Here is a 24,996-nt window from a genome sequence, read left to right as displayed (position 1 = left end):
TATTTGCTCCAATAGTAATAAGGTATTCAGGGGTTTAAAAATCCGGCGGATTATACGCACGTTTTGATGAAAGGTGTACGCGTGTGACGTCTCTCTGACATAACACTCAACGTCAGACCCGGCGGGTTTGTTGGCGTAACAACGTCACGACCCGGCTAACCTGCTCAATGGCGAAGTCAATATCCTCCGCCGTGGTGTAACGGCCGATACTGAAACGCAACCCGGCATGCGCCAATCCGTTGCTACGACCAAGCGCCTTGAGCACATAGGAAGGCTCCACACTGGCAGACGTACAGGCCGACCCGGACGACACCGCAACCTGAGCCAGGGAGGCCAGCAGGATTTCGCCATCAACCCCGTCAAACGACAGGTTCAGGTGTCCGGCAACACGCTGCTGCGGATGGCCATTAAGATACACGTCGCCCAGCGCCAGTAACGCCTGTTCCAGACGGTCACGCAGCGCACAAATCCGTGCTACTTCTTCCGTCAACTGCTCGGCAACCTGCTGTGCGGCGGTGCCGATACCGACAATCTGGTGCGTTGGCAGCGTGCCCGAACGCATACCGCGCTCATGGCCACCACCATGAATCTGGGCATCGACGTGGGCTTGCGGCTGACGCCGCACGTACAACACCCCCATGCCCTTGGGGCCATAGAACTTGTGCGCCGATACCGACAGCAGATCGACTCGCCAGTGGTTCACATTGACCGGTAGTTTGCCGACCGCCTGGGCCGCATCGACATGCAACAGCGCCGGATGATCACTGAGCTGCGCCGCCACCGCCGCGATATCGGTCAAGGTACCAATTTCGTTATTCACCGCCATCAGCGATACCAGTACGGTATCGTCTCTCAGCGCATCGCTGACCTGGCGGGGATGAATCAGGCCATCCGCATCCGGTGCCAATAAGGTAATGTCCACGCCCTGCTGTTTCAGCCAGTTCAGGGTGTCGAGTATTGCCTTGTGCTCGATGGATGAACTGATGATATGACAGGACTTGCCAGGATGATGGCGACGGTAATATTCAACCACACCCTTGAGCGCCAGGTTGTTGCTTTCTGTCGCTCCCGAGGTCCAGACAATTTCACGCGGATCGGCACCCAGCAGGTCGGCTACCTGACGACGGGCTTTTTCAACCGCCTGCTCAGCCTGCCAGCCAAAACGATGGGAACGCGATGCCGGATTGGCGAAATTGCCATCCATGGTCAGACAAGCGGCCATGGCTTCGGCAACCACCGGATCAACCGGTGTGGTGGCAGCGTAATCGAGGTAAAGGGTTTTCATTGCAAATCCAAATCACGTCAGGCGGAGGTAGTATTGTGGCGACTCCGCCACGCGGGTCAAGACATCGACAACGCAGTATCGGTGTTGTGTCAGCTGTTATCAGTGCCGGGCACGGCGGCCAGAAGCAGAACGCTGACCACCGCGCAGCAACATATATCAAACCTGCTCAGCCATTCATGGCGTCAGACAAGAAGGCCTTGATACGATTACCCGACTGCATATCCTGACGGTGTGCCGTATTCTGGATCTCCTGCCTGACAATCAGCTCTTGCAGACTGATCGCTGACAGAAAGTCGTGAATCTGGTCACTCAGGTCAAGCCACAGATGATGGGTCAGGCACTCGTGTCCTTCCTGGCAATCGCCGCGCTTGTTACAACGGGTGGCATCCATCGACTCATTAACAGCGTCGACGATTTCCGCAACATTGATGGCACCCAGCTCACGACTGAGGCGATAACCACCGCCTGGGCCGCGCACACTCGATACCAGTTCACAACGCCGCAAACGTGCAAACAATTGTTCCAGGTACGACAGCGAGATGCCCTGCCGACCCGATATATCATTCAGGCTGACAGGGCCATTCTCAGCGTGAATGGCCAAATCCAGCATGGCAGTCACCGCATAGCGGCCCTTGGTTGTCAGTCGCATATAAAACTTCCTCCGATCGGATCGGCATTATGTTTATATCCGACTAATACCGTCAACTATTGCAGTCAACTATATCTGCATAAAGTCCGTCAATTTGGCCCGCTTCAAGTCTCTCGGTTGTACCAACATCCTGTTGCCCACTATCTTGCTTGCACTATTTTGCTCACCCTCAAGCAGGGCCATTGTGGTTCGTGGTCTCTGGCATGTCATCGTCTGCAGAGTCAGCGCCGGCACTGCGCTGCTGGTCATCCAGATCACCGAGGCTGACAAAGTGCTCACGCTCCAGTTGTGGCAACGCATCATCACAACTGTGAATACCAACCTGATGCAGCGCCTTGCACATACGATCAATCTTGCTGTCCACCGCATCCATATGATCCATCATATTGTGAATCGAGCGGGCAATCGGATCCGGTGTGCCATCCGCAATACCGTAGGCATCAAACCCCAGTTTCTCGGCCATCCGTACTGTGCCTTCCGGCAACGGCTTTTTCTTGCCCGCGACCCGTACAATCCGACCTGGAATACCCACCACCGTCGCACCTTCGGGAACAGCCTTGGTGACCACCGCATTGGAACCAATACGAGCATTCTTGCCCACCACGATTGGCCCCAACACCTTGGCACCAGCACCGACCACAACGCCATCCTGCAAGGTCGGGTGGCGCTTGCCCTTGTTCCAGCTGGTGCCCCCCAGCGTTACACCGTGATACAGCGTGCAATCGTCACCGATCTCGGCGGTTTCACCAATCACCACACCCATGCCATGGTCGATAAAAAATCGTCGTCCAATCGTCGCACCGGGGTGAATTTCAATGCCGGTCAGCCAGCGGCTGAAGGTCGACAGCAAACGCGCCAGCCATTTGAACCCGCGCCGCCAGAGACCGTTGGCCAGCCGATAATGCAAAATGGCGTGTACGCCCGGATAGGTCGTCAGTACTTCAAACGTGTTTCGAGCCGCAGGATCGCGTTCGAACACACAGGCGACGTCTTCACGGAGTTGCTTAAACATCAGAGCGGTTCCCTTGAGATGCATCCCCCATCAGCGACTGATCATCCGGTTGCTGTGGCGGTTGCTGTAGTGACGGTTGCTGTGGTTGCTGACCCGGGCTACGCACAACCAGCTGTTGAACCGCAGCCAGCATGCCACGCACCATATTGATTTCCATCTTGTCTGGCTCCGCCCGCTGATACAGGCGACGCAATCGGGTCATCAGTTGCTTGGGTGTATTGGGGTCGAGGAAGCCAATATCAACCAGCGTTTGTTCCAGATGCAGAATCATACCGTTCAGTTCCTGATGGGTTGCCGGTGGATGATCCCATTCCACTCCCCAGCGCTGGCCCATAACAGCCTCAGTCCCGATACCCGCGACCGCAGCATCCATCGCAGCCAGACGCATTTCGTAACACAACACCTGAATCGCCTGAGCGACATTCAGCGAAGAAAACGATTCAACCGTTGGTATATGGACGTGTGCATGACAAAGATGAAGCTCTTCATTGGTCAGCCCTCGAGACTCGCGCCCAAATACCAGGGCAGCACGAGCACCTGTAGCGGCAACGTTGCACACACTGCTGGCAGCCTGGCGCGGCGTCATTAACGGCCAGGGGATATGTCGACTGCGAGCACTGGTGCCCACCACCAGACTGGCGTTGGCAACCGCTTCTTCCAGCGTCGGCACAATGCGCACCCGCTGTAAAATGTCATCGGCTCGCGACGACCGGGCCAGCGCTTCGTCATTAACGGTGGCAATCGGGTCAACCAATATCAGCTGGCCAAGCCCCATATTTTTCATCGCTCTGGCTGCTGCGCCGATATTGCCGGAATGCGTGGTATTCACCATCACGATGTCAATGGCATCGAGCAGAGGATAATGGTCACCTGCGTCTGAAATCACTTCACCCACCTTTACGTTCATCTGTGACGCCGTCTGGAGCTGTGGCCATTGGGACATGACTCGCTGCCTGCATCCCCTTCAAGCCAACAAAATGACGCAGGAACGGCTAAAAACCGCGAAGTGTAGCTAAAACGTGCTTCGCCAACCATAGCAGTGCTGATATAATCGCCGGTTCCCTCGTTCTTTAAGAGATAGTTATCGCAATGCAGCCCATGGTGAACTTGGCGTTGCGCGCTGCGCGCAATGCGGGTCAGGATCTGGTCCGCCGACTGGACCGCTTCGATTCGTACCAAAGTACGGATCAGGAAAAAGCGAAGTTTATTGCAGACTGCACCATTGGTCTGGAAAAAAGCATCATCTTTGAACTGAAAAAATCCTACCCGGAGCACAGCTTTAACGGCCGTGAAACCGGTCTGAACTCTGGTTCCGAAAAACAACCGGTATGGCATATCTGCGTCATTGACGATATCGCCAACTTCCGGGTCGGTATTCCTGCGTTTGCCATCATTGTTGGCTGCCAGATCAATGGCAAGACGGAACACGCGGTGATTACCAATCCAATCAACGGCGATGAGTTTACGGCTTCTCGTGGACGCGGAGCCCAGTTAAGCGGCCGCCGTATCCGTTGCGGCAACATCAACAACCTGGCTGACGCCATCGTGGGTTATACCCAGCCGGTGGGGGTAGGTGAAGAAGCCTACGCCCAGCGAGAGCGGATTATGAAGCTGATGAGCAAAACCTACGAGTTGCGCAACATCGGTTCCAACGCCCTGTCTATTGCCTATGTCGCTGCTGACCGCTTCCAGGCCGTAGTACTGAGTAACGTAGATGAATTCAGTCTCCTCGCCGGAGGGCTGATCGCTTCCGAAGCGGGCTGCCTGATGTCTGACATGAACGGCGAACCGCGCATACGTCAGGGAGCCAACCTGATTGTGAGTAACCCGCGACTGTTAAAAAGCCTGTTATTAAAAGACTAGCAGGCTGTCGGACTCAGGGCTGTCCTGCTGCGGAAAAGGTCGCAGGTTACGAAAAGTGCTTTCGAGACAGTGGGCGCACACCGGGCTTCCCTATCTGGTCTATGCTTGAAGTGTACTCACTCAAGCAGGTCTGGAGGCGGAAATCATGTTGCACTATTTGACCTTGTTGCTGGCATGGCTGGGGGAAGCACAATTATGCGACCAGCCCAGCCTGCATCTCTCTGAGGATCCGTCCTCGGCATAATAACCGGGACAGAATCGCCATAAAAAAAGCGGCAAACGCCGCTTTTTTTATGCTGCATCAGGACGGCTTATTGCACCGCTGACACGTCTTCTGCTTGCGGGCCCTTGTCGCCCCGTACCACAGTAAACTTGACTCTTTGCCCTTCAGCCAGAGAGCGATGCCCCTGACCACGGATTGAACGAAAATGCACAAAGACATCTTCGCCACTATCCCAGGTAATAAAGCCAAAACCTTTTTTGACATTAAACCATTTCACTACACCACGCTCACGACCATCCTCAACGTCTTCCTCAACAATTGTGCCCGTACTGCGACCACGAGGAGGCTGCTCAGCACCAGCCAGAGAGACAACCAGCAAACCCGCGACAAAACCGGCAACAAAGACAATCAGCGGTAGCGCCATCGGCAACTGTACATCACCCATCAACCCCTGAAACGACAACCAAAAAGCAACTGACACAATAACAGCTGTCAGCAAAGCGAGACTTAATTTACGAACCATTGCGATACCTGTAATTAACGTTTAAAACTGTTTTATATTCTGGATCATAGCGGCAATCAGCCTCCCTGCATGAAATCCTAAATCTCTTAAAAAATCAATATGATAGCAATTGCCCCTCAACACAGTGAGCAAACCCGAATGAGTAACACCCCAAACGCCCCTGAACTGATCCACGCACTGGATCGTATCACCGAACTGGAAACCCGGCTGAGCTATATGGACGAAACGGTCGAGACACTGAATGATCAGATAACCCGCTTGTCTGCAGACTTCACTCTGGCCCATCAGGCCATGCAGCTCATGAACCGCCGTCTGGAACAATTGGCCGCCAACACAGGCGATATAAAATCCGCCCAGGATGATGCACCACCCCCCCATTATTAACCTCACCGGGCTGGCAGTATATGATCAACCCTGCATCGCTCCGATGACAGCAAACAAGGATATTACGGATGAACCGGCTTTCCCGCTGGCACCTACGACTACTCGGCTGGCTCCAGGCACTGCTATACAGCCTGCTTAAAACCCGCCTGATAGGCCCAGCCCAGCAGCAGCCAGCTACCGGCGGAACTCTGCGGGTTTATGCCTTGCTCTACCCCTCATTGGCAGAAACCCTGGTAATTGACCGTGAGGTACAAACACTCGACTGGACCGGCCCACTGGATGATAACAGCCCACTCAACCAGGCAGGACTGCAGCCTTTTTTTCACGTCTATCGCCGCTCTGGCAGCCCCTTCCGCAAAGCAGGCAAGCCAGTGATCTGCAAAGCGCTGAAGACACTGGCCGAGTGGCAGCTGGCTCACCCCGATCGCGATATTGAAGTGATACCGGTACGGGTATTCTGGGGACGGGGGCCAGAAAAAGAAGGTTCTTTTCTGCGCATCTGGCTGCAAAACAGTGGCACCCTTGGCGGACGTATTTTCACCCTGATGGCCATCCTGTTTAATGGCCGCAATACCTTTGTGCACATCAGCCGCCCGGTGTCGATGCAACGACTGGCACAAGATACTCGCACACCCACACGACTGGCGCGTAAAACAGCCTTGCTGCTGCGTATCCACTTTCGACTGGTCTCCGCGACCGTCATCGGGCCAGACCTGTCCCATCGGCGCACCCTGATCAGCCAGATCCCTAACCGCCCGCTGGTACAGGCGGCGATTGAACAGGCCATGCAGGAGCGCAGCCTGACGCTGCCCCAGGCGCGTCAGAAAGCACTGAAATATGCCGACGAAATTGCCTCCAATATTTCCTATACCACCGTGCGATTTATGGATGTATTACTGAGCTGGGTGTGGAATACCCTCTACGATGGGGTTCAGGTCAGCCATATTGATCCGTTAAAAACTGCCGCCAGAGACAACGAGATTATTTATGTCCCTTGTCACCGCAGTCATATTGATTATTTGCTGCTGTCTTATGTGCTTTATCACAATGGTCTGCAAATCCCGCAAATTGCCGCCGGTATTAATCTTAACCTGCCGGTTGCCGGGCCAATATTACGCCGCAGCGGCGCATTTTTTATGCGCCGATCGTTTCGCGACAACCCGCTGTATGCCGCCGTTTTTGACGAGTATTTACACAGTATTTTTACTCATGGCTATGCCGCTGAATATTTTGTTGAAGGTGGCCGCAGCCGCACCGGCAGGACACTGCAACCCAAAGCCGGGATGCTGGCCATGACATTACGCAGCTATTTGCGCGATGCCCGCAAGCCCATCCTGTTTATGCCGGTTTACCTGGGTTACGAAAAAGTCTTTGAAGCGGGCAGTTATCAGCAGGAACTGAAGGGTAAGAAAAAGCGCAAAGAAAGCCTGCTCGGCGTGATTACCACACTGAAGTCGTTCCGGCGCAACTTTGGCAAGGTACAGGTCAACTTTGGCGAACCGATTTATCTGACCGAATTTCTCAATCAACAACAGCCGGACTGGCGTGAACAGGATTATCAGGCCAATCACTATCGCCCCGACTGGGCACGCCCGGTGGTCGACAATCTGGCCCGCCGTATCGTCACTGGCATCAATCAGGCAACCTCGGTCAATCCGATCAACCTGGTCGCCATGGCATTACTGACAAGCCCACGAGAGGCCATGGAAGAAGCAGCACTGATCCAGCGGCTGGAAAACTGGGCGGCATTAATCGTCCAGCAGCCCTTGAGTAGCCGCACGCAAGTCACCCAGGGTAATGCCGCCGAGTGGCTTCAGCATGCCGAAACCCTCGGCAGTATTCAGCGTCAGAGCCACAGCATGGGTGACCTGATATACGCTGATGATCGCCAGGCGATCGCATTGACCTACTACCGCAACAACGTCCTGCATCTGCTGGCGATCCCCTCGGTGCTGAGCTGCTTGCTGATACACCGCCAACCGCTGCAACCAGAGCAATTACGATCACTAATCCAGACCCTCTACCCCTACTTGCAGGCAGAGCTATTTTTGCCCTGGTCAACAGCCCAACTGGACACCGTTATTGACGGCTGGCTGGCAACCCTTTGCGACGCCGATTATCTGGAATGCAGCGACAATCACTACTGCGCCGTGGATGACAGAGAGGCCAGCTATACCGAACTCACGGCACTGGCCAAGCTGATGATGCCGACACTGGAACGCGACTATCTGGCCCTGGCGCTGCTCCGACAACGACGTTCAGGCACCTTGACAGCAGAGCAGCTGGAGCAACAATGCTCACTGATTGCACAGCGGGTCAGCTTGCTGCATGGCTTGAATGCACCGGAATTTTTTGACGCCACACTGTTTCGCACGCTTGTCTCACAGCTGTTAGATCAGGGCATATTGAGTCAGCAAGCGCATAACGTACTGGCGTTTGGTGATGCCCTGGTCGCACTGACCGAACAGCTGGAGCAAGCACTGGACGGCAGTGTGCGGCACAGTATTTTGCGTTGTATCTGAGTCCTGACCCTGCAACCCTGAACACTACAGGACACAGCAGCCACTGTCAGAGTGGTGCCACCTTGGCCAGCACATAGACATCGAAACGATTGGACTTGCCCGTCAGGGCATAAGAAGGGGGCCGATTGGCCAGAGGCTTGGCCTTGCGCCCCCGCTTCACCACCACCCGACAGCGAGCGGTTTGCAGCGCCGCATCCAGTAGCCCGTCGGCGTCGGCGTCACCACCCACCAGTGAACGAAACGCCTGCATATCCTTTTTAACCTGGGCCGAACCTTTGGCATCCTCACCAAACATCGGATCAAGATAAACCACATCCGGCTGACGCGATGCCTCTGTTTCAGCAACCAGCAGCTCATGACTGGAGCCAAACGACAATCGAATACGGGCAACAATCTCTCCGGCCTCGATGTCTTGCCGCCCACGTATCAGGCCATCATCCAACAGCGCCGCCACAACCGGCTGACGCTCATGGGCAACCACCTGACAACCAAGAGTTGCCAGCACAAAGCTGTCTCGTCCCAATCCTGCTGTCGCATCAATCACACTGGGTTTATAAGCACCCGAGACGCCAACAGCCCTGGCAATATCCTGTCCCATGCCACCGCCAAAACGGCGCCGATGAGCTGCAGTACCGCCGGTAAAGTCAACCCGTACAACCGCCTTGCCAGCGGCCCCTTCACGCAATGACAAACCACTGTCATCAAGACAAAGGTGAAAACCGGGATTCCGCAGTTGTTCCACTGGTGCAGGGATCAAGCCATATCGACAGGCCCACACAGCGGCTTCAGCCGCGCGCTGCGGGGCCAGACAAATCAACTCAGACATAGCTGGCTGATCAACATCAGACAAAAAACAGCAACAGCAGCACACCCAGCAGCAAGCGATAGATCACAAACGGCAACATGCCCAGCTTATCGACCAACTGCAGGAAGTAGTGAATTCCGGCCCAGGCACTGATGCCAGACACCGCCATCCCCAACAACAAATGGAACCAGTCAACACCCTCTGCCGCCTGCAGCAATTCCACGACCTTGAGGCCAGCGGCAGCCAGAATCAAGGGAACCGATAACAGAAAGGAAAAACGCGCCGCATCCAGACGATGAAAGCCCAGAAATAGCGCCGCCGTCATGGTAATGCCTGAGCGGGATGTCCCTGGTATCAACGCCAACGCCTGAGCAATACCAATCGCCAGCGCCAGTGCCACAGTCATTTCGGTCAGGCTGCCACGATGCGGCTTGCAGCGATCAGACACACCCAGCACGATACCGAAAACAATCGTCGTGATCGCAATCACCAGGGTCGAACGCAAATTGGCTTCGATATAATCCTGACCCAGTAACCCCACGATCACAGCCGGTACCGTAGCAATGGCCACCAGCCAGGACAAACGCCCATCTTCATTAGGCGTGCTGGTAAATCCGGTCGTCACCCAACCCACGATCATGCGTTGCAGCTCATTACGGAAATACCAGACAACCGCAAGCAAGGTGCCAAAATGCACTGCGACATCAAAAGCCAACCCCTGATCTGGCCAGCCGAACACCTGTGAGGGCAAAATCAGGTGAGCGGAGCTGGAGATCGGTAAAAACTCGGTAATCCCTTGCAGGATCGCCAAGACGACTGTTTCAAAAATTCCCACGATTGGTTCCTCAGCGTTTGAGCAGGCTTGGTTGCTCGTCCAGTTTTTTCCAGGCGACAGAGTCGCGCAAATATACGGGGGGGAAATCCTCGAAGCCAGCAAATTCCCCCCGCTGCCAGGCATTGGCGACCTGATCGACCGCGTAGTGACTCAAGGGTTCAATACCGTCAACGACAGACAGTGCAGGTAATCGATCTTCCAGTGTCAGCAGCGCTACGCCATTACCGGCCAACACGCAGTTATAAGGATCGATTTGATGCGCCTGCAGCATGTACTGCAAACCATCCACACAACGCTGTGGGTCACTGACCTGCTCAACGCCAACCAGCCGACAAAGCAGTCCATCCTGCTCGTCATTCCGTTCGTAGACAGCCCAGAAGACCTCGCCCATATGCGCATCCAGCACAGTCACGACCTGACCCACCGTCGTTTCGGCCAGTGCCTGTTGTGCCAGCAACTGCAAGGTCGAAAAGCCATAGACCGGCAGGTTCAACCCCAACGCAATACCCTGAATAACACTCACGGCGATACGGATACCGGTGAATGAGCCGGGGCCACGGGCAAAAGCCAGACCATCCAGAGCTGTTTTGTCCACCCCGGCCACCTGCAGCACCTCGTCGATCATCGGCAACAGCCGCTGGGCATGGCGGCGGGGTTGTCTTTCGGTAAGATCCTGGACACCAGCGGCCGAGATCAGACTGACAGAACACAACGCCGAAGAGGCATCAACAATCAGCAAATTGGCCATTCCAAACCCTGCCTTCTGTTAAAAAACGCGCAGTATAGCAGAGCAAACCCGACTCGCTGACAGAATCAGCAGACCTAAAAAAAGCTCCCGAAGGAGCTTCTTTCCAGCGATCTGGGGATTAACCCAGCGCTGCCATCACGGTATTGGTAATGTCTTGCAGCGAGCCAACACCGGGAATATGACTGTATTTCGGTGAATTGGCATCTTGTTTGGCTTCCAGCTGCTTGTAAAAAGCAACCAGTGGTTCGGTCTGTTCGTGGTAGATCGACAGGCGCTTGCGGATGGTCGCTTCCTGGTCATCATCACGCTGCACCAGATCTTCGCCTGTCTCGTCGTCTTTGCCAGCCACTTTAGGAGCATTAAAGACCACGTGGTAAACACGGCCTGAACCAGGGTGAACGCGACGACCACTCAGACGTTTGACGATTTCTTCATCGTCCACATCAATTTCAACCACATTATCGATCGTCACACCGGCTTCCAGCATGGCTTCTGCCTGCGGAATCGTACGAGGAAAACCATCGAACAGGAAACCGTTAACACAGTCGTCCTGAGCAATGCGTTCCTTGACCAGATCGATGATAATTTCATCCGATACCAGACCACCCGTTTCCATGATTTCCTTGACCTTGAGACCAAGCTCGGAACCGGCTTTGACTGCCGCACGCAGCATGTCGCCGGTCGATATTTGTGGAATTTCAAATTTTTCACAAATGAACTGAGCCTGAGTGCCTTTGCCTGCACCAGGTGCGCCCAAAAGAATTACGCGCATGCGCTTCCCCTCGTTGTTAGATTGGTTTGGATCCATCTGGTCAAAATTATGATTATTTTTTAACCAGCCAAAAAATAGCTGTAACCTTACTCTGGCACAGGTCTGATCTCAACTTATTGTGACCAAATTCCCGCCAGAGTAACGCACGACTTTGGTATACCGCTTTGATTGTTATCATTTTAACGCGGCGTACTACGACCTGAGGCATTATCCCCAGGTCGTACAAAACCCACTAACCTGGTCAAATCAGTGCTGAGTCAAAACAGGATATTACCCGTTTCACAAAGCCTCTGTGTAGTACTGGTTTGACACAGGTAATTGCTTACCCGGCAGACAACAGCGGCCAACGGCAAGAGAACCCCGTTAACCGGTATTCCTCATGCCTGCTGCAATCCCGGCCATTGTGACCATCAAGGCTTGCTCAACCAGCTGGCTGACAATTTCCGGATGTTGCCGTTCACGATACAACAACTCCACTTGCAAATAGTGCAACGGATCGGTGTACGGATCACGTACTGCCATGGAATCTCGCAATATTGGATGGCTGGCAAGCAAGGCCTGTTGGCGATTAATCGCCAGCACCAAAGTCTTAACCTTATCAAGACGTTGGCGCAACTGGCTACCCAATAACTGCAACTCTGGTTCGACCAGACGAGCTTCATAATATTGGGCAATCGCAGCATCGGCTTTAGATACCACCATTTCCAGCATGTCGATATAAGTACGGAAAAACGGCCAGTCCTGATACATCTGCTGCAAAACCGGCAAATCGCCCTGTTGTTGGCAGTCATCCAGCGCTTCGTCCGAGCCAAGCCAGGCGGGCAACATCAGCCGCATCTGGGTCCAGGCAAAAATCCAGGGAATCGCCCTCAGAGTTTCGATACCACCACCCGCCTTGCGCCTTGCCGGTCGACTGCCCAGCGCCAGTTTGCCCAGCTCCGGTTCCGGCGTCGCGCTGCGAAAATAGCGCACGAACTCAGGAGTATCTCTGACCATGGCACGGTAGGATGCAACCCCCCGTTCCGCCAGACGAGTCATTTGCTCACGCCACTCGATGCGGGCTGGCTCAGGTGGCAGTAAATTGGCTTCCAGTACCGCAGACACATAGATTTTTAGATTACGGCGGGCCACATCTGGCTGGCCAAATTTGAAGCGGATCATTTCCCCTTGCTCTGTCACCCGCAAACCACCGGCCACGGAACCCGGCGGCTGAGCCAGAATCGCCCGATGGGCCGGGCCACCGCCACGACCGACGGTACCGCCACGGCCATGGAACAGGGTCAGGGAAATACCGGCGTCACTGGCCGTCCGGGTCAACGCTTCCTGGGCCTGATATTGCGCCCAGACAGCGGCTAACTGGCCGGCATCCTTGGAAGAGTCAGAATAACCAATCATGACCTGCTGCCGCTGCTCGCAGTAACTCCGATACCAGTCGACAGCCCACAGCTTGCTCATCCGCAATGACGCCTGTTGCAGATCGCCCAATGTTTCGAACAGTGGCACCACCGGGAAATGCTCACGCACACCGGCATCCTGCAGCAACAAGGCAACGGCGAGAATATCCGAGGGTTCGCTGGCCATGGAGATAATGTAACAAGACACCCCGTCTCCGGCTTCCGTCGCCAGTACCGCAACCGTCTCCAGAACCTCACGGACTTCCGCCGACGGCTGCCAGTGCTTGGGTACCAGAGGTCGCCGGGACGCCAACTCACGGAGCAAAAACGTCTGCTTTTCGTCTTCCGTCCAACTGAGGTAATCACCCCAGCCATAGTACAAACAGATTTCCTGCATCACACCGGCATGGCGCGAGGATTCCTGTCGGACATCCAGGCGTACCAGCGATACACCAAAACAGGCCACCCGGCGAATGGTATCGAGTAACTGGCCGTCGGCAATGGTCTCCATGCCTTGCTCCAGTAAACTGCGATAACACAGGGTTAACGGCTCCAGCAGCTCATCATCCCGAGTCAGAGGGTTTCCGCTGGTCTCTTGCTGTTTGATGCAACCATTGGCCCACTGCTTGGTATCCACCAACCGTGACCTTAACGCATGCAGGCAGGCCCGATAGGGTTCGTCCGGGTCATTAGGGTAGGCCCGCCGGAGTTCTGCTGAAGCCGCCGCCATCGACAACTGATTACCCAGCGTATCAATGTCACGCAGATACAGGTCGGCTGCCATCCAACGAGCCAGGTAAAGCACTTCTCGCGTCACCTGCGCCGTGACATTCGGATTGCCGTCACGGTCACCGCCCATCCAGGAAGCAAACCGTACCGGTGCGGCATCCAGCGGCAATACGGAACCACCACGCGCCAGCAATTGCTGATCCAGATCCCGCATCATTTGCGGCACCGCCGCCCAAAGCGAATTTTCCACCACCGCAAACCCCCAGCGGGCTTCATCCACTGCCGTCGGACGGGTTTTGCGAATTTCGTTGGTGTGCCAGATTTCTTCAATCAGCCGAGCCAGGCGTTGATCCAGTTCACCCAGCAGGGGGTGCTCATCATGCAGATCATCCCGTTGCTGCAACAAGCGAGTGATGGCGTCGTATTTCTGAATCAGGGTTCGGCGCGTAATTTCGGTAGGATGGGCCGTCAATACCAGTTCAATATTAAGGCTGGCGATGCGCTCACTCAAACCGTCAACCGCCACACTTGCGGTCTCAAGCCGTTCCAGTAAATCCGGAAACATGGTATCCAGACCCGATTGCAGTGCTTCGGCACGACGCCAGCTGCTGCCGTGTTGCTGATCAGCAATATTGGCCAGATTGAGAAACTGGTTAAAGCCGCGCACGACAGGCAGCAAGGTTTCTTCCGGCAGGTTTTTCAGCGTTGTCAGCAGCTGTTCTCGCTCACCCGAGTCGCCACCGCGAGCACGTTTGGCCTGTTTGCGAATGGACTCGATTGAGTCCAGTACCTCACGGCCCTGACTGGCCTGGATGGTATTGCCCAGCATCTTGCCCAGCATTTTCACCTTGTCGCGTAATAGTGGATCCAGCTCGCTCATCGATTCGCCCTCCTGAATGATCGGTTTTACGTCAAATAGTCACGTGACAGAGCTGGCAGTTGTCTTTTTTTGCCCAGGTTGTCCCGTTGTTTCCGTAAGTTTTCTGAACCTTCACTGCAATTCATACCAAAATAAAAGGACATTGTGAAAGGAGATTAATATGAAAGCGTCTGCTCTGATGGCCCATTGGGAACAGGAATATGGCGATCCGGTCGGTGACCGCAGCTATCCGATTTCACTCAACGTCAAGGATGCGGCTCGTGTAGAGGCCTTGCTGGAAATGTTCCCAGGTCTGTCGCAGGAACGACTGTTACGCGATCTGGTGCATGCGGCGTTAAATGACCTTGCCAGTGGTTTCCCCTATGTTGCCGGGAATACGGTGGTCGCACGCGACGAAGAGGGGTTTCCGGTATATGAAGATATAGGGCCTACCCCGGCATTTCTGGAGTTGACCCGCAAACACCTGGAGCAAGCCAATAACGACAAACATTAGCATTAGCTTTCAGGCCAGGCCTGACTGTCATTGGCCCTGTTGATCTGCTTCCGCAATCAGCAGAGCCATGGCTGATTCGGATCAGTCTGCTTGCTGCTGTTGTCATTTTTCCTGTTGCCGTTTTTCCTGTTGTTTGGCGATTTGCCAGGAGGTTTCCATCTCTCTGAGAGTTACCTGGTGCCAGCCACCCGCCGCCTGGGCACGCTCTTCGACCACCGCAAAACGCTGACTAAAACGCTGGTTGGTGCCACGTACTGCAACCTCGGGATCAATATGGTAATGACGTGCAAGGTTGGCCACGGCAAACAGCAGATCACCAATTTCAGACTCCAGCCGCTGATGGTCATTCGCATCCATCTCGACAATCACTTCATCCAGCTCTTCACGAATCTTGTCGACCACCGCGTGGGGATTATTCCAGTCAAATCCGACCGTTGAGGCTTTTTTCTGCAATTTTACGGCGCGGGTCAAACCCGGCATGGTGGCTGGAACAGAATCCAGTAAACGAGGCGGATGGGGTGTCGGCTTGGCGGCATTCTCTGCTGCCTTGATAGCCTCCCAATGGGCATTGATCTCGGCTGCTTGCGGTGTTATCGATGGATCACGTTCGCTCTCCAGCGTACCAGCCGGAAACACATGAGGGTGACGACGAATCAGCTTGGCCACCAGACGGTCGATAATACTGGCGACCGAAAAATGCTGCTGTTCGACACCCAATTGACCATAAAAAATCACCTGGAACAGCAGGTCACCCAATTCCTCTTCGAGATGAGGCCAGTCCTGGCGTTCGATGGCATCAGCGACTTCGTAGGCTTCCTCCAGCGTATGGGGCACGATGCTGGCGAAGTCTTGCTGCAGATCCCAGGGGCAACCCGTTTTCGGGTTGCGCAACCGGGCCATCAGCGTCAGTAAATCGTCCAGCTGATACATCAGGACTGCCCCCCGCGAATACGGCGGGCCGACATGATGTTGGGCAGTTGTTCGATTTTTTTCATCAAACGGCCGAGGTTTTCCAGGCTTTCGACTTCCACCGTCAACTGCATACTGGCGGTATTGTCGCCCTGGTTCGACTGGGTATTCACGCCGATTACATTAACCCGCTCATTCGCCAGTACCGCACTGACGTCACGTAACAGGCCGGTACGGTCATACGCCAGAATCGACATTTCGACCGGGTAGGTGCGGGTCGGTTTGACGCCCCAGGTGACTTGCAGGACACGACTTGGCTCAATCGCCTCCAGGTGCAGCAGATTTTCACAATCGCTGCGATGCACGGTCACACCACGACCAATGGTGACATAGCCGCGAATATCGTCGCCGGGTAACGGTTGACAACATTGCGCCATTTGAGTCAACAGGTTGCCCACACCTTCAATGTAAATATCGTCCTTGCCCGGTTTGACGGTTGTCTCCGCCGTCTTGCGAGCCAAGGGTAATTCTTGCTGGGGCTGCCCGACATCGGCCTGACGCAGTACGGCATGGACAATTTGACCGACACGCATATCACCAGCGCCGACCGCAGCAAACATGTCATCGATCGACTTCATGTTCATATTCTGGGCGATATCGTGCAGGGGTTCCTGCGCCAGATCCAGACGATCCAGTTCACGCAGTACCAGCGCACGTCCTTCATCGATGTTCTGATCCCGCGCCTGTAACTTGAACCAGTGCGCGACTTTGGCCCTGGCCCGGCTGGTATGGATATACCCGGACTCTGGATACAACCAGTCACGGCTGGGGTTGGCATTGGGATGAGTCAGAATTTCAATCTGTTCACCGGTTTTGAGAATGTAGGTCAAAGGCACTATGCGGCCATTAACCTTGGCACCACGACACTTGTTGCCCACTTCGGTATGTACCCGGTAGGCAAAATCCACCGGTGTTGCACTCGGCGGCAAGTCCACCACATGACCATCCGGGGTAAAAACGTAGATACGATCCGGATTGATGTCGCTGCGTAATTCCCGTGCCAGTTCCGGCAGGTCATCCAGTTCTTCGTGCCATTCCAGCACTTGTCGCAGCCAGGCAATTTTCTGTTCGTAGCCGTGATCCTTGCCGTTGGTATCGGTACCCTTGTACAGCCAGTGAGCACAAACACCCAACTCAGCGTCTTCGTGCATGGCATGGGTACGAATCTGCACTTCAAGCACCTTGCCTTCCGGGCCGATCACGGCGGTATGCAGGGAGCGGTAACCATTTTCCTTGGGATTGGCGATGTAGTCGTCGAACTCGTTGGGAATATGGCGCCAGAGCGTGTGCACGGTTCCCAGCGCGGCGTAACAATCGCGCAGCTCGGGCACCAGAATGCGGACAGCACGGATGTCGTATATCTGGGAGAAATCGAGGTTTTTGCGACTCATTTTACGCCAGATGCTGTAGATGTGTTTGGCTCGACCATACACATCACAACGAATCCCATAACTCAGCAGTTCTTCCCGCAATACCTGCACCACACCATTCACATAGTCCTGGCGGGCAATCCGTTTTTCATCCAGCAAGCGCGCAATCTGTTTATAGGAGTCGGGCTGCAAATAGCGAAACGCCAGATCTTCCAGTTCCCATTTGAGATGACCAATCCCCAAACGGTGCGCCAACGGCGCATAGATATTAAACACCTCTTCAGCCACTTTTTTGCGGCGATCTGGCGGAGCGTCCTTCACAGCACGAATGGCGGATGTACGTTCGGCCAACTTGATCAGCGCCACTCGGACGTCATCAATCATGGCAACCAGCATCTTACGCAGGTTGTCGACCTGGGCTTCGCGCTGCCCCAGCACGACATCATCCGACGAGTTCTGAATCGCGCTGATGGCCGCCATGCGCAGCACACCCTCGATCAATTTGGCAACGGCGCCACCAAAATCACGCTCTACCCGTGCCAGCGACAGCCGCCCTTCCCGTACGGCACGGTAAAGCACGGCGGCCACCAGCGACTCGGTATCCAGCCTCAGATCCATCAGCAGCTGTGCCATTTCAATGCCCATCTGCACACTGTCAACCGACCAGTAGGTCTGATTGGCAATGGCTTCATCAGACAACTGTTTGGCCAGCTGCAATGCTTTTAATAAAACCTCAGGATCCCGAATCTCGTAACCTTGGGTAACACTTTCTAACCAGCGTTCGGCATCCAGTGACCCGTCGTGCCAGAGGGGGAGATCGTCTCTTACCTTAACCACGGCGCTTGTCCCGGTAGCTGAGCAGCACCATGGTTTCAACATGATGCGTCTGGGGAAACATATCCATAATTCCTGCCTTTTCTATCTGGTAGCCAGCCGCAGCCAGCGTACTCAAGTCCCGCGCCAGTGTCGCTGCGTCACAAGACACATAAAGCACCTGCGATACCTTACGGGCGTTCAGTTCCTGCATAAGGGCTGCCGCACCTGCTCGTGGCGGGTCCAGCAACACCTTGTCGGGTGCCGGCAGGTGAGCCAGCACGCCTGAATTGGATAAATCTGCTTCAATCGCATGCAAGGACAACGCCAGAGATTCAGCCTGACGCTGCAAACTGCTGACCATGTCGGCCTGAACCTCCACCGCACTGACATGCTGGCAACGTCGGGCCAGTGGCATACTGAAATTGCCATGTCCGGAAAACAGGTCCCAGATCACGTCCTCTTTTTGCGGCTGCAACCATGCCAATGCCTGTTGCACCATGGCGCGATTGACCGGGCCATTGACCTGGAAAAAGTCACTCAGTTGCATTTTTAATGGCTGCTCATCCACAAAATGAACCAGCTCGACCGGTTGTTGCGGGAAAATGCACACCGACGGTTCGTCACGCCCCGGATTGAGCCACAGCTGCAATGACGAGTCAGCACTCAGAGATTCAGCCAGCGAGCACAATGATTGCTGATCCGCCAGCGAGAGCGGTTTGAGAATACGGAACACCAGCGCCAGTGCATTGTCGGCCGCGACTACTTCAATCTGGGTAATACGATCACGTCCCTGCAGGGTCGAAATACCGTCGCGCCAGCGCATCCAGTCCAGTGCCGGTAACGCAGGCAAAACTGGGCAGCGATCAATATTGGTCAGATGCTCGGAAGCAGCTTCACGAAAACCGAGAAAATTACGCTGTTTGTCTTTGCTGAAGCGCACTCCCAAACGCGCCTTGCGCCGATAGCCCCAAGGTTCTGCGGTTATCGGCGGTGCCCATTCCGGCACCACCAGCCCCTGACGACTGAACTCCCGTTCGACACGCTGTTGTTTAAAGTTAACCTGGGCGGGATACGCTAAATGCTGCAAATCACAACCGCCACAACGCTGATAGTGAGGGCAGTCCGGTATCACCCGGTCTGCTGCCGGCTGCTCAATCGATACCAACCGAGTCATCCAGACTTTTTTGCGGCGGCCGTCCAGGCGGACAGTGACCTGCTCACCGGGCAAAGCGCCGGGCACAAAATAGACATCACGGCCAAGGCGAGCGACTCCCTGTCCATCCGACGTCATATTATCAATATTCAGTTGCAAGGTTTTTGCCGTGACCACCCGTATCTCCTGAGCAAATGCCAGCTAGATACATCTCCGCTGGCGAGTAACGGCGCACAGTATTGGTACTCTCGGCGGGATTGCAACCCTGAAGCCCGGTCACAATCAGATTGACGGGGGTTTCGGCGGTTATTCCTGCTCCGGAGCAAAAATACCTGAGGATAAATAGCGGTCGCCACGATCACACACAATAGCCACAATCGTGGCGTTCCGCAGCTGCAACGCCAGCTGCAACGCCGCATACACCGCACCACCGGATGAAACACCACAAAAGATGCCTTCTTCACGGGCCAGCTGGCGCATGGTGCTTTCCGCTTCGTGCTGGCCGATGTCGAGTATCTGATCGACGCGTTGACGTTCAAAGATAGTGGGCAGGTATTCTTCCGGCCAACGACGAATGCCCGGAATCGATGCGCCGTCCGAGGGTTGCAACCCGACGACACAGACCGCCGGATTCTGCTCTTTAAGATAACGGGAGATGCCCATAATCGTTCCGGTGGTTCCCATGGAACTGACAAAATGGGTAATCCGTCCAGCGGTTTGTTGCCAGATTTCCGGGCCGGTGCTGGCATAATGAGCCTCTGGATTGGCCATATTACCGAACTGGTTCAGTACCTTGCCCTGACCTTGTGATTGCATCGACAACGCCAGATCACGGGCACCTTCCATGCCGTTGCTGACCAGAATCAATTCCGCGCCATAGGCTTGCATCGCCCAGCGTCGCTCCATCGTGCTGCTGTCTGGCATAATCAAGATCATACGGTAACCCATCATCGCAGCGGCCATAGCCAACGCAATCCCGGTGTTGCCGCTGGTCGCTTCGATCAGCGTATCACCAGGCTGAATATCACCTTGCTGTTCGGCCAGGCGGATCATTGACAGTGCCGGTCGGTCTTTCACCGATCCTGCCGGGTTATTGCCTTCCAGCTTCAGTAATATCTGGTTGCCGTCCGTATTGGCACCCATACGCTGCAATCGCACCAGCGGCGTGTGGCCGACGCAGTCAGCAATGGTTGGATAATCAATGTCAGGGGTCGCCAAGGTCGTCACAATAGTCACCTTACCTATTCTTTATATAACCAAATACGACACATAGTACGTGTTAATCCGACCATTCGTTAATAACAATTACTGATTTCCATAGAGCTTTTTACCACCCTTGCATCTGCCTTTTTTATCCCTTCCCTAACCCTTGCTGAGCCCTTGCTGAGCCCTTGCTTGCGCCACCAGCACAGGGAAATTGCTATTTCCGAACACTTTCCGAACACTTTCCGTGCGTCTACCGGCGAGCCGGTGAGTGATTGCGTGTACTGCTATTACTCAGTACTCTTCGTTTTCTTTTTTCGACCTGCAAGCAGGTTGCCTGGCGAGCACCATGAAAACCTGGAATCTTCAACATCGCGTATTGTTAATGGGGCTGCTGCCAGGTCTTATTGTATCGCTGGTACTTGGCAGTTATTTTATCAGCCAGCGTTTTCGCGACCTCAACGATCTGCTCGACCAACGCGCACTGGCCATGGCAAAACAGCTGGCACCGGTCTGCGAATGGCCACGTTACCATTGGCAACGTGGCCATTCTGCAGAACATCGCCAACAACATGTTGGAAGAACCGGACGTTCGCTCAGTCAGTATCTACAATCAGGATATGGAACTGATGGCCCATGCCGGGCCACGCATGATCAGTAATCAGCTATCCGATTCAACGTTAAGACGCGGCCAGTTACACCTGATGCATACCAGTGAGTCGGTGCGGGTGCGCACACCGGTTCTGGCGCAAAATCTGATCATTTCTGATCAGGTATCCACCCAGTTTTTTGCGGAACAAGCAGCCGAACCCAAGTTACTGGGATGGGCTGAGCTGGAATTGTCGGTCAGTAATACCCGCCTGGCTCGCTACCAGCATGCCGCTTCGTCGCTGACCATGATCCTGGTAACCCTGATCAGCTGTTTTTTCCTCGCGGTACGTATCAGCCGCCAGATTTCCCGGCCAACCATCAGTATTCTGCAAGCCATTCATGCACTGGAAGATGGCAAATACGAAGCCCGAGTTCGTGTCGAAGGCGGTGGCGAATTGAGCGAAATGGCCAGCGGGATCAACAGCCTGGCAGCCGGACTGCAACAAACCAGTGTTGAACAGCAGCGCAGCATCGAGGAAGCCACTCGCGACATGCAGGAAACCATGGATGATCTGGAAATCCGTAACCGCCAGTTGCTGCTCGACCAACGCGAAGCCCAGGAAGCCAGCCGCCTCAAATCCGAGTTCCTTGCCAACGTCAGTCACGAACTGCGGACACCGCTAACCGGTATCAAAGGCTATGTGCAGTTAATGGAGCGTACTCGTCTCAGTGAACGGCAAAGCGATTATATTGACACCATGCGCAAGTCGTCCGATGACCTGATGCGCATCATTAACGACATTCTCGATCTGTCCAAACTGGAAGCCGGTAAACTGATTATTGACCACAGCGCCGTCAACCTCCGGGACGTCGCTGAGGATGTGTTGATTGCGTTAACACCGGACGCCATTAACAAGCAACTGGCACTGTCTCTAAAAATCGATGCCGACGTTCCCTGTCAGTTGCAGGGTGATGAACTGCGCCTTAAACAGGTGCTGACCAATCTGGTTGGTAACGCGATCAAATTCACTGAATCAGGCTCAGTGGCTGTTTATATCAGCTTGATCAATGTCCGTAACAGCCAGGCCAGCATCAATATTGACGTTCGGGATACCGGGATCGGACTGTCACTGGAACAGCAAAAACGGCTGTTTAATGCCTTTAGTCAGGCCGATGCCAGCACTGCCCGGCAGTTTGGAGGCACCGGCCTTGGCCTGATTATCTCGCGGGCCCTGGTGCAAGCAATGCATGGTGATATTCGTGTCGAGAGCCACCCGGGTGAAGGTTCGGTGTTCAGTTTTCACTTCAGCACCGATCTGGATAACAACCCTCCGGCCGCACTGGAAAGCCTGCACCCAGGCCACATTGCTATACTCGACGGACATCCGGACAGCAAACACAATCTGTGTACACTGTTGGCAGAATGGCAACTGGTCAGCACAGATTGTGCTTCGGTCAAGGAACTGGAGCAGTTGTTGCTGAACACGACTGACAGGCCGGACGCGGTCATTATCACCGTCGAAAGCGATTACCTTGGCAGCTCTTTGTGCCAGCAAATCTCCCGACAGCTGGTTCCCTACGGTGTGCCAATTATTACCTTGGTAGACAGCCTCAGTCACGACCATCTGGATCAGCTGCGTCACTACGGCGCCTTTGCCTGTATGACCCGGCCATTCAGCAGCCGCAAGCTACATGCACTGTTGTCAGACATCCTGAACGGTGAATCGGTTGATGACGAACCACCTGCCATGCTGCGGCAGTTGCATCAGACACCCGGTCTTCCACCCCATATTCTCGCTGTTGATGATAATGATGCCAATCTGCGCCTGGTCGTTACCCTGTTGCGCGACCTCGGACTACCGACCTATGGTGCATCATCCGGTCAGGAAGCCATTAATATGATTCAGCAACAACATATCGATCTGGTGTTTATGGATATACAGATGCCAGGAATGAATGGACTGGAAGCCACCAAACGGATTCGCACGTTACCGAACAAACAAGGAATTCCAGTGGTCGCATTAACCGCGCATGCCATGGCGGATGAAAAACAACAGCTGCTCAAGGAAGGCATGAATGACTATCAGACCAAACCTATCTCAATGGACCAACTGGTGCAGTGTATTCACCACTGGACCGGTTTTATGCCACCAACAGAACCTCTGCAGGAAGCATCCGAAACCGACTACGGCGTAGACCCGCTGGATGAACAGAAAGATCAACCCGGACTGTTTTCGCTGGAGCTGGCACTGCGCTGCGCCAGTGGTAAACCGGCACTCGCCTGCGACATGATGGATATGTTGTTAACCTCATTACCCAAGGAGCTGCAACGTATCCGGGAGCTGTGGGAAGAAGAAAACCTGGTCGACTTGCAGGCAGCGGTACATCGTCTGCACGGTGCATCACGTTACTGTGGTATTCCAGCCCTCAGACATGATCTGGAAGTGTTGGAGACAACGTTAAAGAGCAAGCAATTTACGGCCTTGCCGGATCGGGTACGGTGTATGGTTGCGACCGCTGAAAAACTGCAACAATGGTCCGCCCACTACGACTGGCGCAGTGCCATCACCAACAGCAACCAGGACTGAAACAGGTCACCCAGTCAACTAACGCGACAGCACGGCAAAGGCCAGTACCCACGGCTGTTCATCAGACAGGCTGAGCAGTGCCTGACGGCCTTCCAATTGCTGCAAACGGTCAGCGGCAGCACCAAACAGTGCAACCACCGGTGCTCCCTGGGCGCTACGCAGAACCTCCAGTTGCTGAAAACCCACGCCTTGTGCAATCCCGGTTCCCAGGGCTTTTGCCAAGGCTTCCTTGGCGGCAAACTGCTTGGCCAGAAAGTTGATCGAACAACCTCGCGCCCGCCACACGTCTTGTTCAGCCGGGGTCAGAATGCGCTGTACCAGCCGTTCCCCCTTGCGACGAAAAACCGCCTCGATACGATCCACCCGAATCATATCGGTACCGACACCAATCACTGCCGGCGATAAAGCAACGGCCAGACTTGCTGCGGTCACGACGAGGCATCAGCCAGTAAGGTGCGCATCTCGGTAACCGCGCGCTCTATACCCACAAACAGCGCATGGGCAACAATTGCGTGACCAATATTCAATTCATTGATCTCGGCAATAGCCGCAATCGGTTCAACATTGTGGTAATTCAAACCATGCCCGGCGTTCACGATCAAACCACACTGATGCGCATACTGTGCCGCTGCCCGAATCCGTTGCAGTTCTTCCCGAACAGCCGTCGCTGCCGTTGCATCGGCATAGCGCCCGGTATGTAATTCGATCACCGGAGCACCCGTACGAACCGCAGCGTCAATCTGGGCCAGATCCGGGTCGATAAACAATGAGACAACACTGCCAACCTGCTTCAGGCGTGTCACCGCAGCAGTAATCTGGGCTTCCTGACCCATCACATCCAGACCACCTTCGGTCGTCAATTCTTCCCGTTTTTCAGGTACCAGGCAGACACATTCCGGCTCAACTTCTTCGGCCAGTTGCAGCATCGCTTCGGTGACGGCCATTTCCAGATTCATGCGGGTGGTCAAGGTTTCTTTCAGCACGTAGACGTCACGGGTCTGGATGTGACGCCGATCTTCACGGGGATGGATGGTGATGCCATCAGCACCGGCCTGTTCAGCAACAAAAGCCGCTTGTACCGGGTCGGGATAACGGGTACCACGGGCCTGACGCAGCGTCGCTATATGGTCGATATTGACACCAAGAAGAACACGGCCATCTTTGATCACAAAAAATATCCTCAATCAGT

At 54.6% G+C, this 24,996-nt stretch carries 22 protein-coding genes; 6 read left to right on the top strand and 16 right to left on the bottom strand.

From position 1 onward, the window contains the following. Positions 1-112: 112 nt before the first annotated feature. From SOJ49_RS06675 to SOJ49_RS06660, 4 genes are all read right to left on the bottom strand, one after another. Positions 113-1,285, bottom strand: coding sequence for an aminotransferase class V-fold PLP-dependent enzyme (locus SOJ49_RS06675; RefSeq protein ID WP_369857456.1), 1,173 nt, complete (start codon positions 1,283-1,285; stop codon positions 113-115). Positions 1,286-1,451: 166 nt separating this feature from the next. Next, complete coding sequence (gene iscR / locus SOJ49_RS06670) at positions 1,452-1,934, bottom strand: Fe-S cluster assembly transcriptional regulator IscR (RefSeq protein ID WP_369857455.1); 483 nt, start codon at positions 1,932-1,934, stop codon at positions 1,452-1,454. A gap of 169 nt (positions 1,935-2,103) precedes the next feature. Then, a complete protein-coding gene (gene cysE / locus SOJ49_RS06665) occupies positions 2,104-2,946 on the bottom strand; it encodes a serine O-acetyltransferase (protein WP_369857454.1) in 843 nt (280 codons plus the stop codon). Further along, positions 2,939-3,853: an RNA methyltransferase gene (locus SOJ49_RS06660; protein ID WP_369857453.1), complete on the bottom strand. Its 915-nt coding sequence runs from the start codon at positions 3,851-3,853 to the stop codon at positions 2,939-2,941. Before SOJ49_RS06660 ends, cysE begins: the two co-directional genes overlap by 8 nt. 182 nt (positions 3,854-4,035) lie before the next feature. Between SOJ49_RS06660 and SOJ49_RS06655 the strand changes: the two genes are divergently transcribed. Beyond that, complete coding sequence (locus SOJ49_RS06655) at positions 4,036-4,809, top strand: inositol monophosphatase (RefSeq protein ID WP_369857452.1); 774 nt, start codon at positions 4,036-4,038, stop codon at positions 4,807-4,809. Between the two features lie 311 nt (positions 4,810-5,120). On the opposite strand, the gene SOJ49_RS06650 is transcribed toward SOJ49_RS06655, so the two are convergent. Further along, positions 5,121-5,513: a cold-shock protein gene (locus tag SOJ49_RS06650; protein ID WP_369857451.1), complete on the bottom strand. Its 393-nt coding sequence runs from the start codon at positions 5,511-5,513 to the stop codon at positions 5,121-5,123. 180 nt (positions 5,514-5,693) lie between these two features. Between SOJ49_RS06650 and SOJ49_RS06645 the strand changes: the two genes are divergently transcribed. Continuing rightward, the gene (locus SOJ49_RS06645; RefSeq protein WP_369857450.1) at positions 5,694-5,939 is read left to right on the top strand and encodes a SlyX family protein; all 246 of its coding nucleotides are present in this window, start codon (positions 5,694-5,696) and stop codon (positions 5,937-5,939) included. Between the two features lie 68 nt (positions 5,940-6,007). Beyond that, entirely contained in the window at positions 6,008-8,461 is a 2,454-nt protein-coding gene (gene plsB / locus SOJ49_RS06640) for a glycerol-3-phosphate 1-O-acyltransferase PlsB (protein WP_369857449.1), read from the top strand. A gap of 46 nt (positions 8,462-8,507) precedes the next feature. Here plsB and SOJ49_RS06635 read toward each other — a convergent pair whose 3' ends face one another. From SOJ49_RS06635 to ppc, 5 genes are all read right to left on the bottom strand, one after another. After that, positions 8,508-9,287 (bottom strand): class I SAM-dependent methyltransferase, encoded by a 780-nt coding sequence (locus tag SOJ49_RS06635; RefSeq protein WP_369857448.1) that lies wholly within the window; start codon positions 9,285-9,287, stop codon positions 8,508-8,510. A gap of 16 nt (positions 9,288-9,303) precedes the next feature. Continuing rightward, positions 9,304-10,101: an undecaprenyl-diphosphate phosphatase gene (locus tag SOJ49_RS06630; RefSeq protein WP_369857447.1), complete on the bottom strand. Its 798-nt coding sequence runs from the start codon at positions 10,099-10,101 to the stop codon at positions 9,304-9,306. A gap of 10 nt (positions 10,102-10,111) precedes the next feature. Next, a complete protein-coding gene (gene tsaB / locus SOJ49_RS06625) occupies positions 10,112-10,849 on the bottom strand; it encodes a tRNA (adenosine(37)-N6)-threonylcarbamoyltransferase complex dimerization subunit type 1 TsaB (RefSeq protein WP_369857446.1) in 738 nt (245 codons plus the stop codon). Positions 10,850-10,967: 118 nt separating this feature from the next. Next, positions 10,968-11,621: an adenylate kinase gene (adk, locus tag SOJ49_RS06620; RefSeq protein WP_369857445.1), complete on the bottom strand. Its 654-nt coding sequence runs from the start codon at positions 11,619-11,621 to the stop codon at positions 10,968-10,970. A 363-nt stretch (positions 11,622-11,984) separates the two neighbouring features. Next, positions 11,985-14,624 carry a phosphoenolpyruvate carboxylase gene (gene ppc / locus SOJ49_RS06615; protein ID WP_369857444.1) on the bottom strand — a complete coding sequence of 880 codons (2,640 nt, stop codon included), beginning with the start codon at positions 14,622-14,624 and terminating at the stop codon, positions 11,985-11,987. Between the two features lie 160 nt (positions 14,625-14,784). Here ppc and SOJ49_RS06610 point away from each other — a divergent pair, with 160 nt between their 5' ends. Beyond that, positions 14,785-15,117, top strand: a complete 333-nt coding sequence (locus SOJ49_RS06610; protein WP_369857443.1) for a type 1 pili tip component — start codon at positions 14,785-14,787, stop codon at positions 15,115-15,117. Between the two features lie 102 nt (positions 15,118-15,219). Here SOJ49_RS06610 and mazG read toward each other — a convergent pair whose 3' ends face one another. The 4 genes from mazG to cysM all read right to left on the bottom strand — a co-directional run bounded on the left by mazG (position 15,220) and on the right by cysM (position 20,568). Next, complete coding sequence (mazG, locus tag SOJ49_RS06605) at positions 15,220-16,047, bottom strand: nucleoside triphosphate pyrophosphohydrolase (RefSeq protein ID WP_369857442.1); 828 nt, start codon at positions 16,045-16,047, stop codon at positions 15,220-15,222. Then, complete coding sequence (gene relA / locus SOJ49_RS06600) at positions 16,047-18,293, bottom strand: GTP diphosphokinase (RefSeq protein ID WP_369857441.1); 2,247 nt, start codon at positions 18,291-18,293, stop codon at positions 16,047-16,049. Before relA ends, mazG begins: the two co-directional genes overlap by 1 nt. Further along, the gene (rlmD, locus tag SOJ49_RS06595; protein ID WP_369857440.1) at positions 18,286-19,602 is read right to left on the bottom strand and encodes a 23S rRNA (uracil(1939)-C(5))-methyltransferase RlmD; all 1,317 of its coding nucleotides are present in this window, start codon (positions 19,600-19,602) and stop codon (positions 18,286-18,288) included. The genes relA and rlmD overlap by 8 nt, the downstream gene beginning before the upstream one ends. Before the next feature lie 129 nt (positions 19,603-19,731). After that, a complete protein-coding gene (gene cysM / locus SOJ49_RS06590) occupies positions 19,732-20,568 on the bottom strand; it encodes a cysteine synthase CysM (protein WP_369858042.1) in 837 nt (278 codons plus the stop codon). A gap of 409 nt (positions 20,569-20,977) precedes the next feature. Here cysM and SOJ49_RS06585 point away from each other — a divergent pair, with 409 nt between their 5' ends. Both SOJ49_RS06585 and SOJ49_RS06580 read left to right on the top strand, forming a co-directional pair. Next, positions 20,978-21,289 carry a hypothetical protein gene (locus tag SOJ49_RS06585; RefSeq protein WP_369857439.1) on the top strand — a complete coding sequence of 104 codons (312 nt, stop codon included), beginning with the start codon at positions 20,978-20,980 and terminating at the stop codon, positions 21,287-21,289. Beyond that, positions 21,201-23,807, top strand: coding sequence for a response regulator (locus tag SOJ49_RS06580; protein ID WP_369857438.1), 2,607 nt, complete (start codon positions 21,201-21,203; stop codon positions 23,805-23,807). Before SOJ49_RS06585 ends, SOJ49_RS06580 begins: the two co-directional genes overlap by 89 nt. A gap of 18 nt (positions 23,808-23,825) precedes the next feature. Here the strand turns inward: SOJ49_RS06580 and acpS are convergent, their stop codons facing one another. Continuing rightward, positions 23,826-24,239, bottom strand: coding sequence for a holo-ACP synthase (gene acpS / locus SOJ49_RS06575; protein ID WP_369857437.1), 414 nt, complete (start codon positions 24,237-24,239; stop codon positions 23,826-23,828). Continuing rightward, on the bottom strand, positions 24,236-24,976 hold the full coding sequence (gene pdxJ / locus SOJ49_RS06570; protein ID WP_369857436.1) for a pyridoxine 5'-phosphate synthase: 741 nt from the start codon (positions 24,974-24,976) through the stop codon (positions 24,236-24,238). Before pdxJ ends, acpS begins: the two co-directional genes overlap by 4 nt. Positions 24,977-24,996 lie beyond the last annotated feature (20 nt).

Source organism: Candidatus Thalassolituus haligoni, assembly GCF_041222825.1.
Classification (GTDB): Bacteria; Pseudomonadota; Gammaproteobacteria; order Pseudomonadales; family Oceanobacteraceae; genus Oceanobacter; species Oceanobacter antarcticus.
The sequence above is the reverse complement of the archived record's forward strand: the minus strand, read 5'-3'. Positions and strand labels throughout refer to the sequence as shown.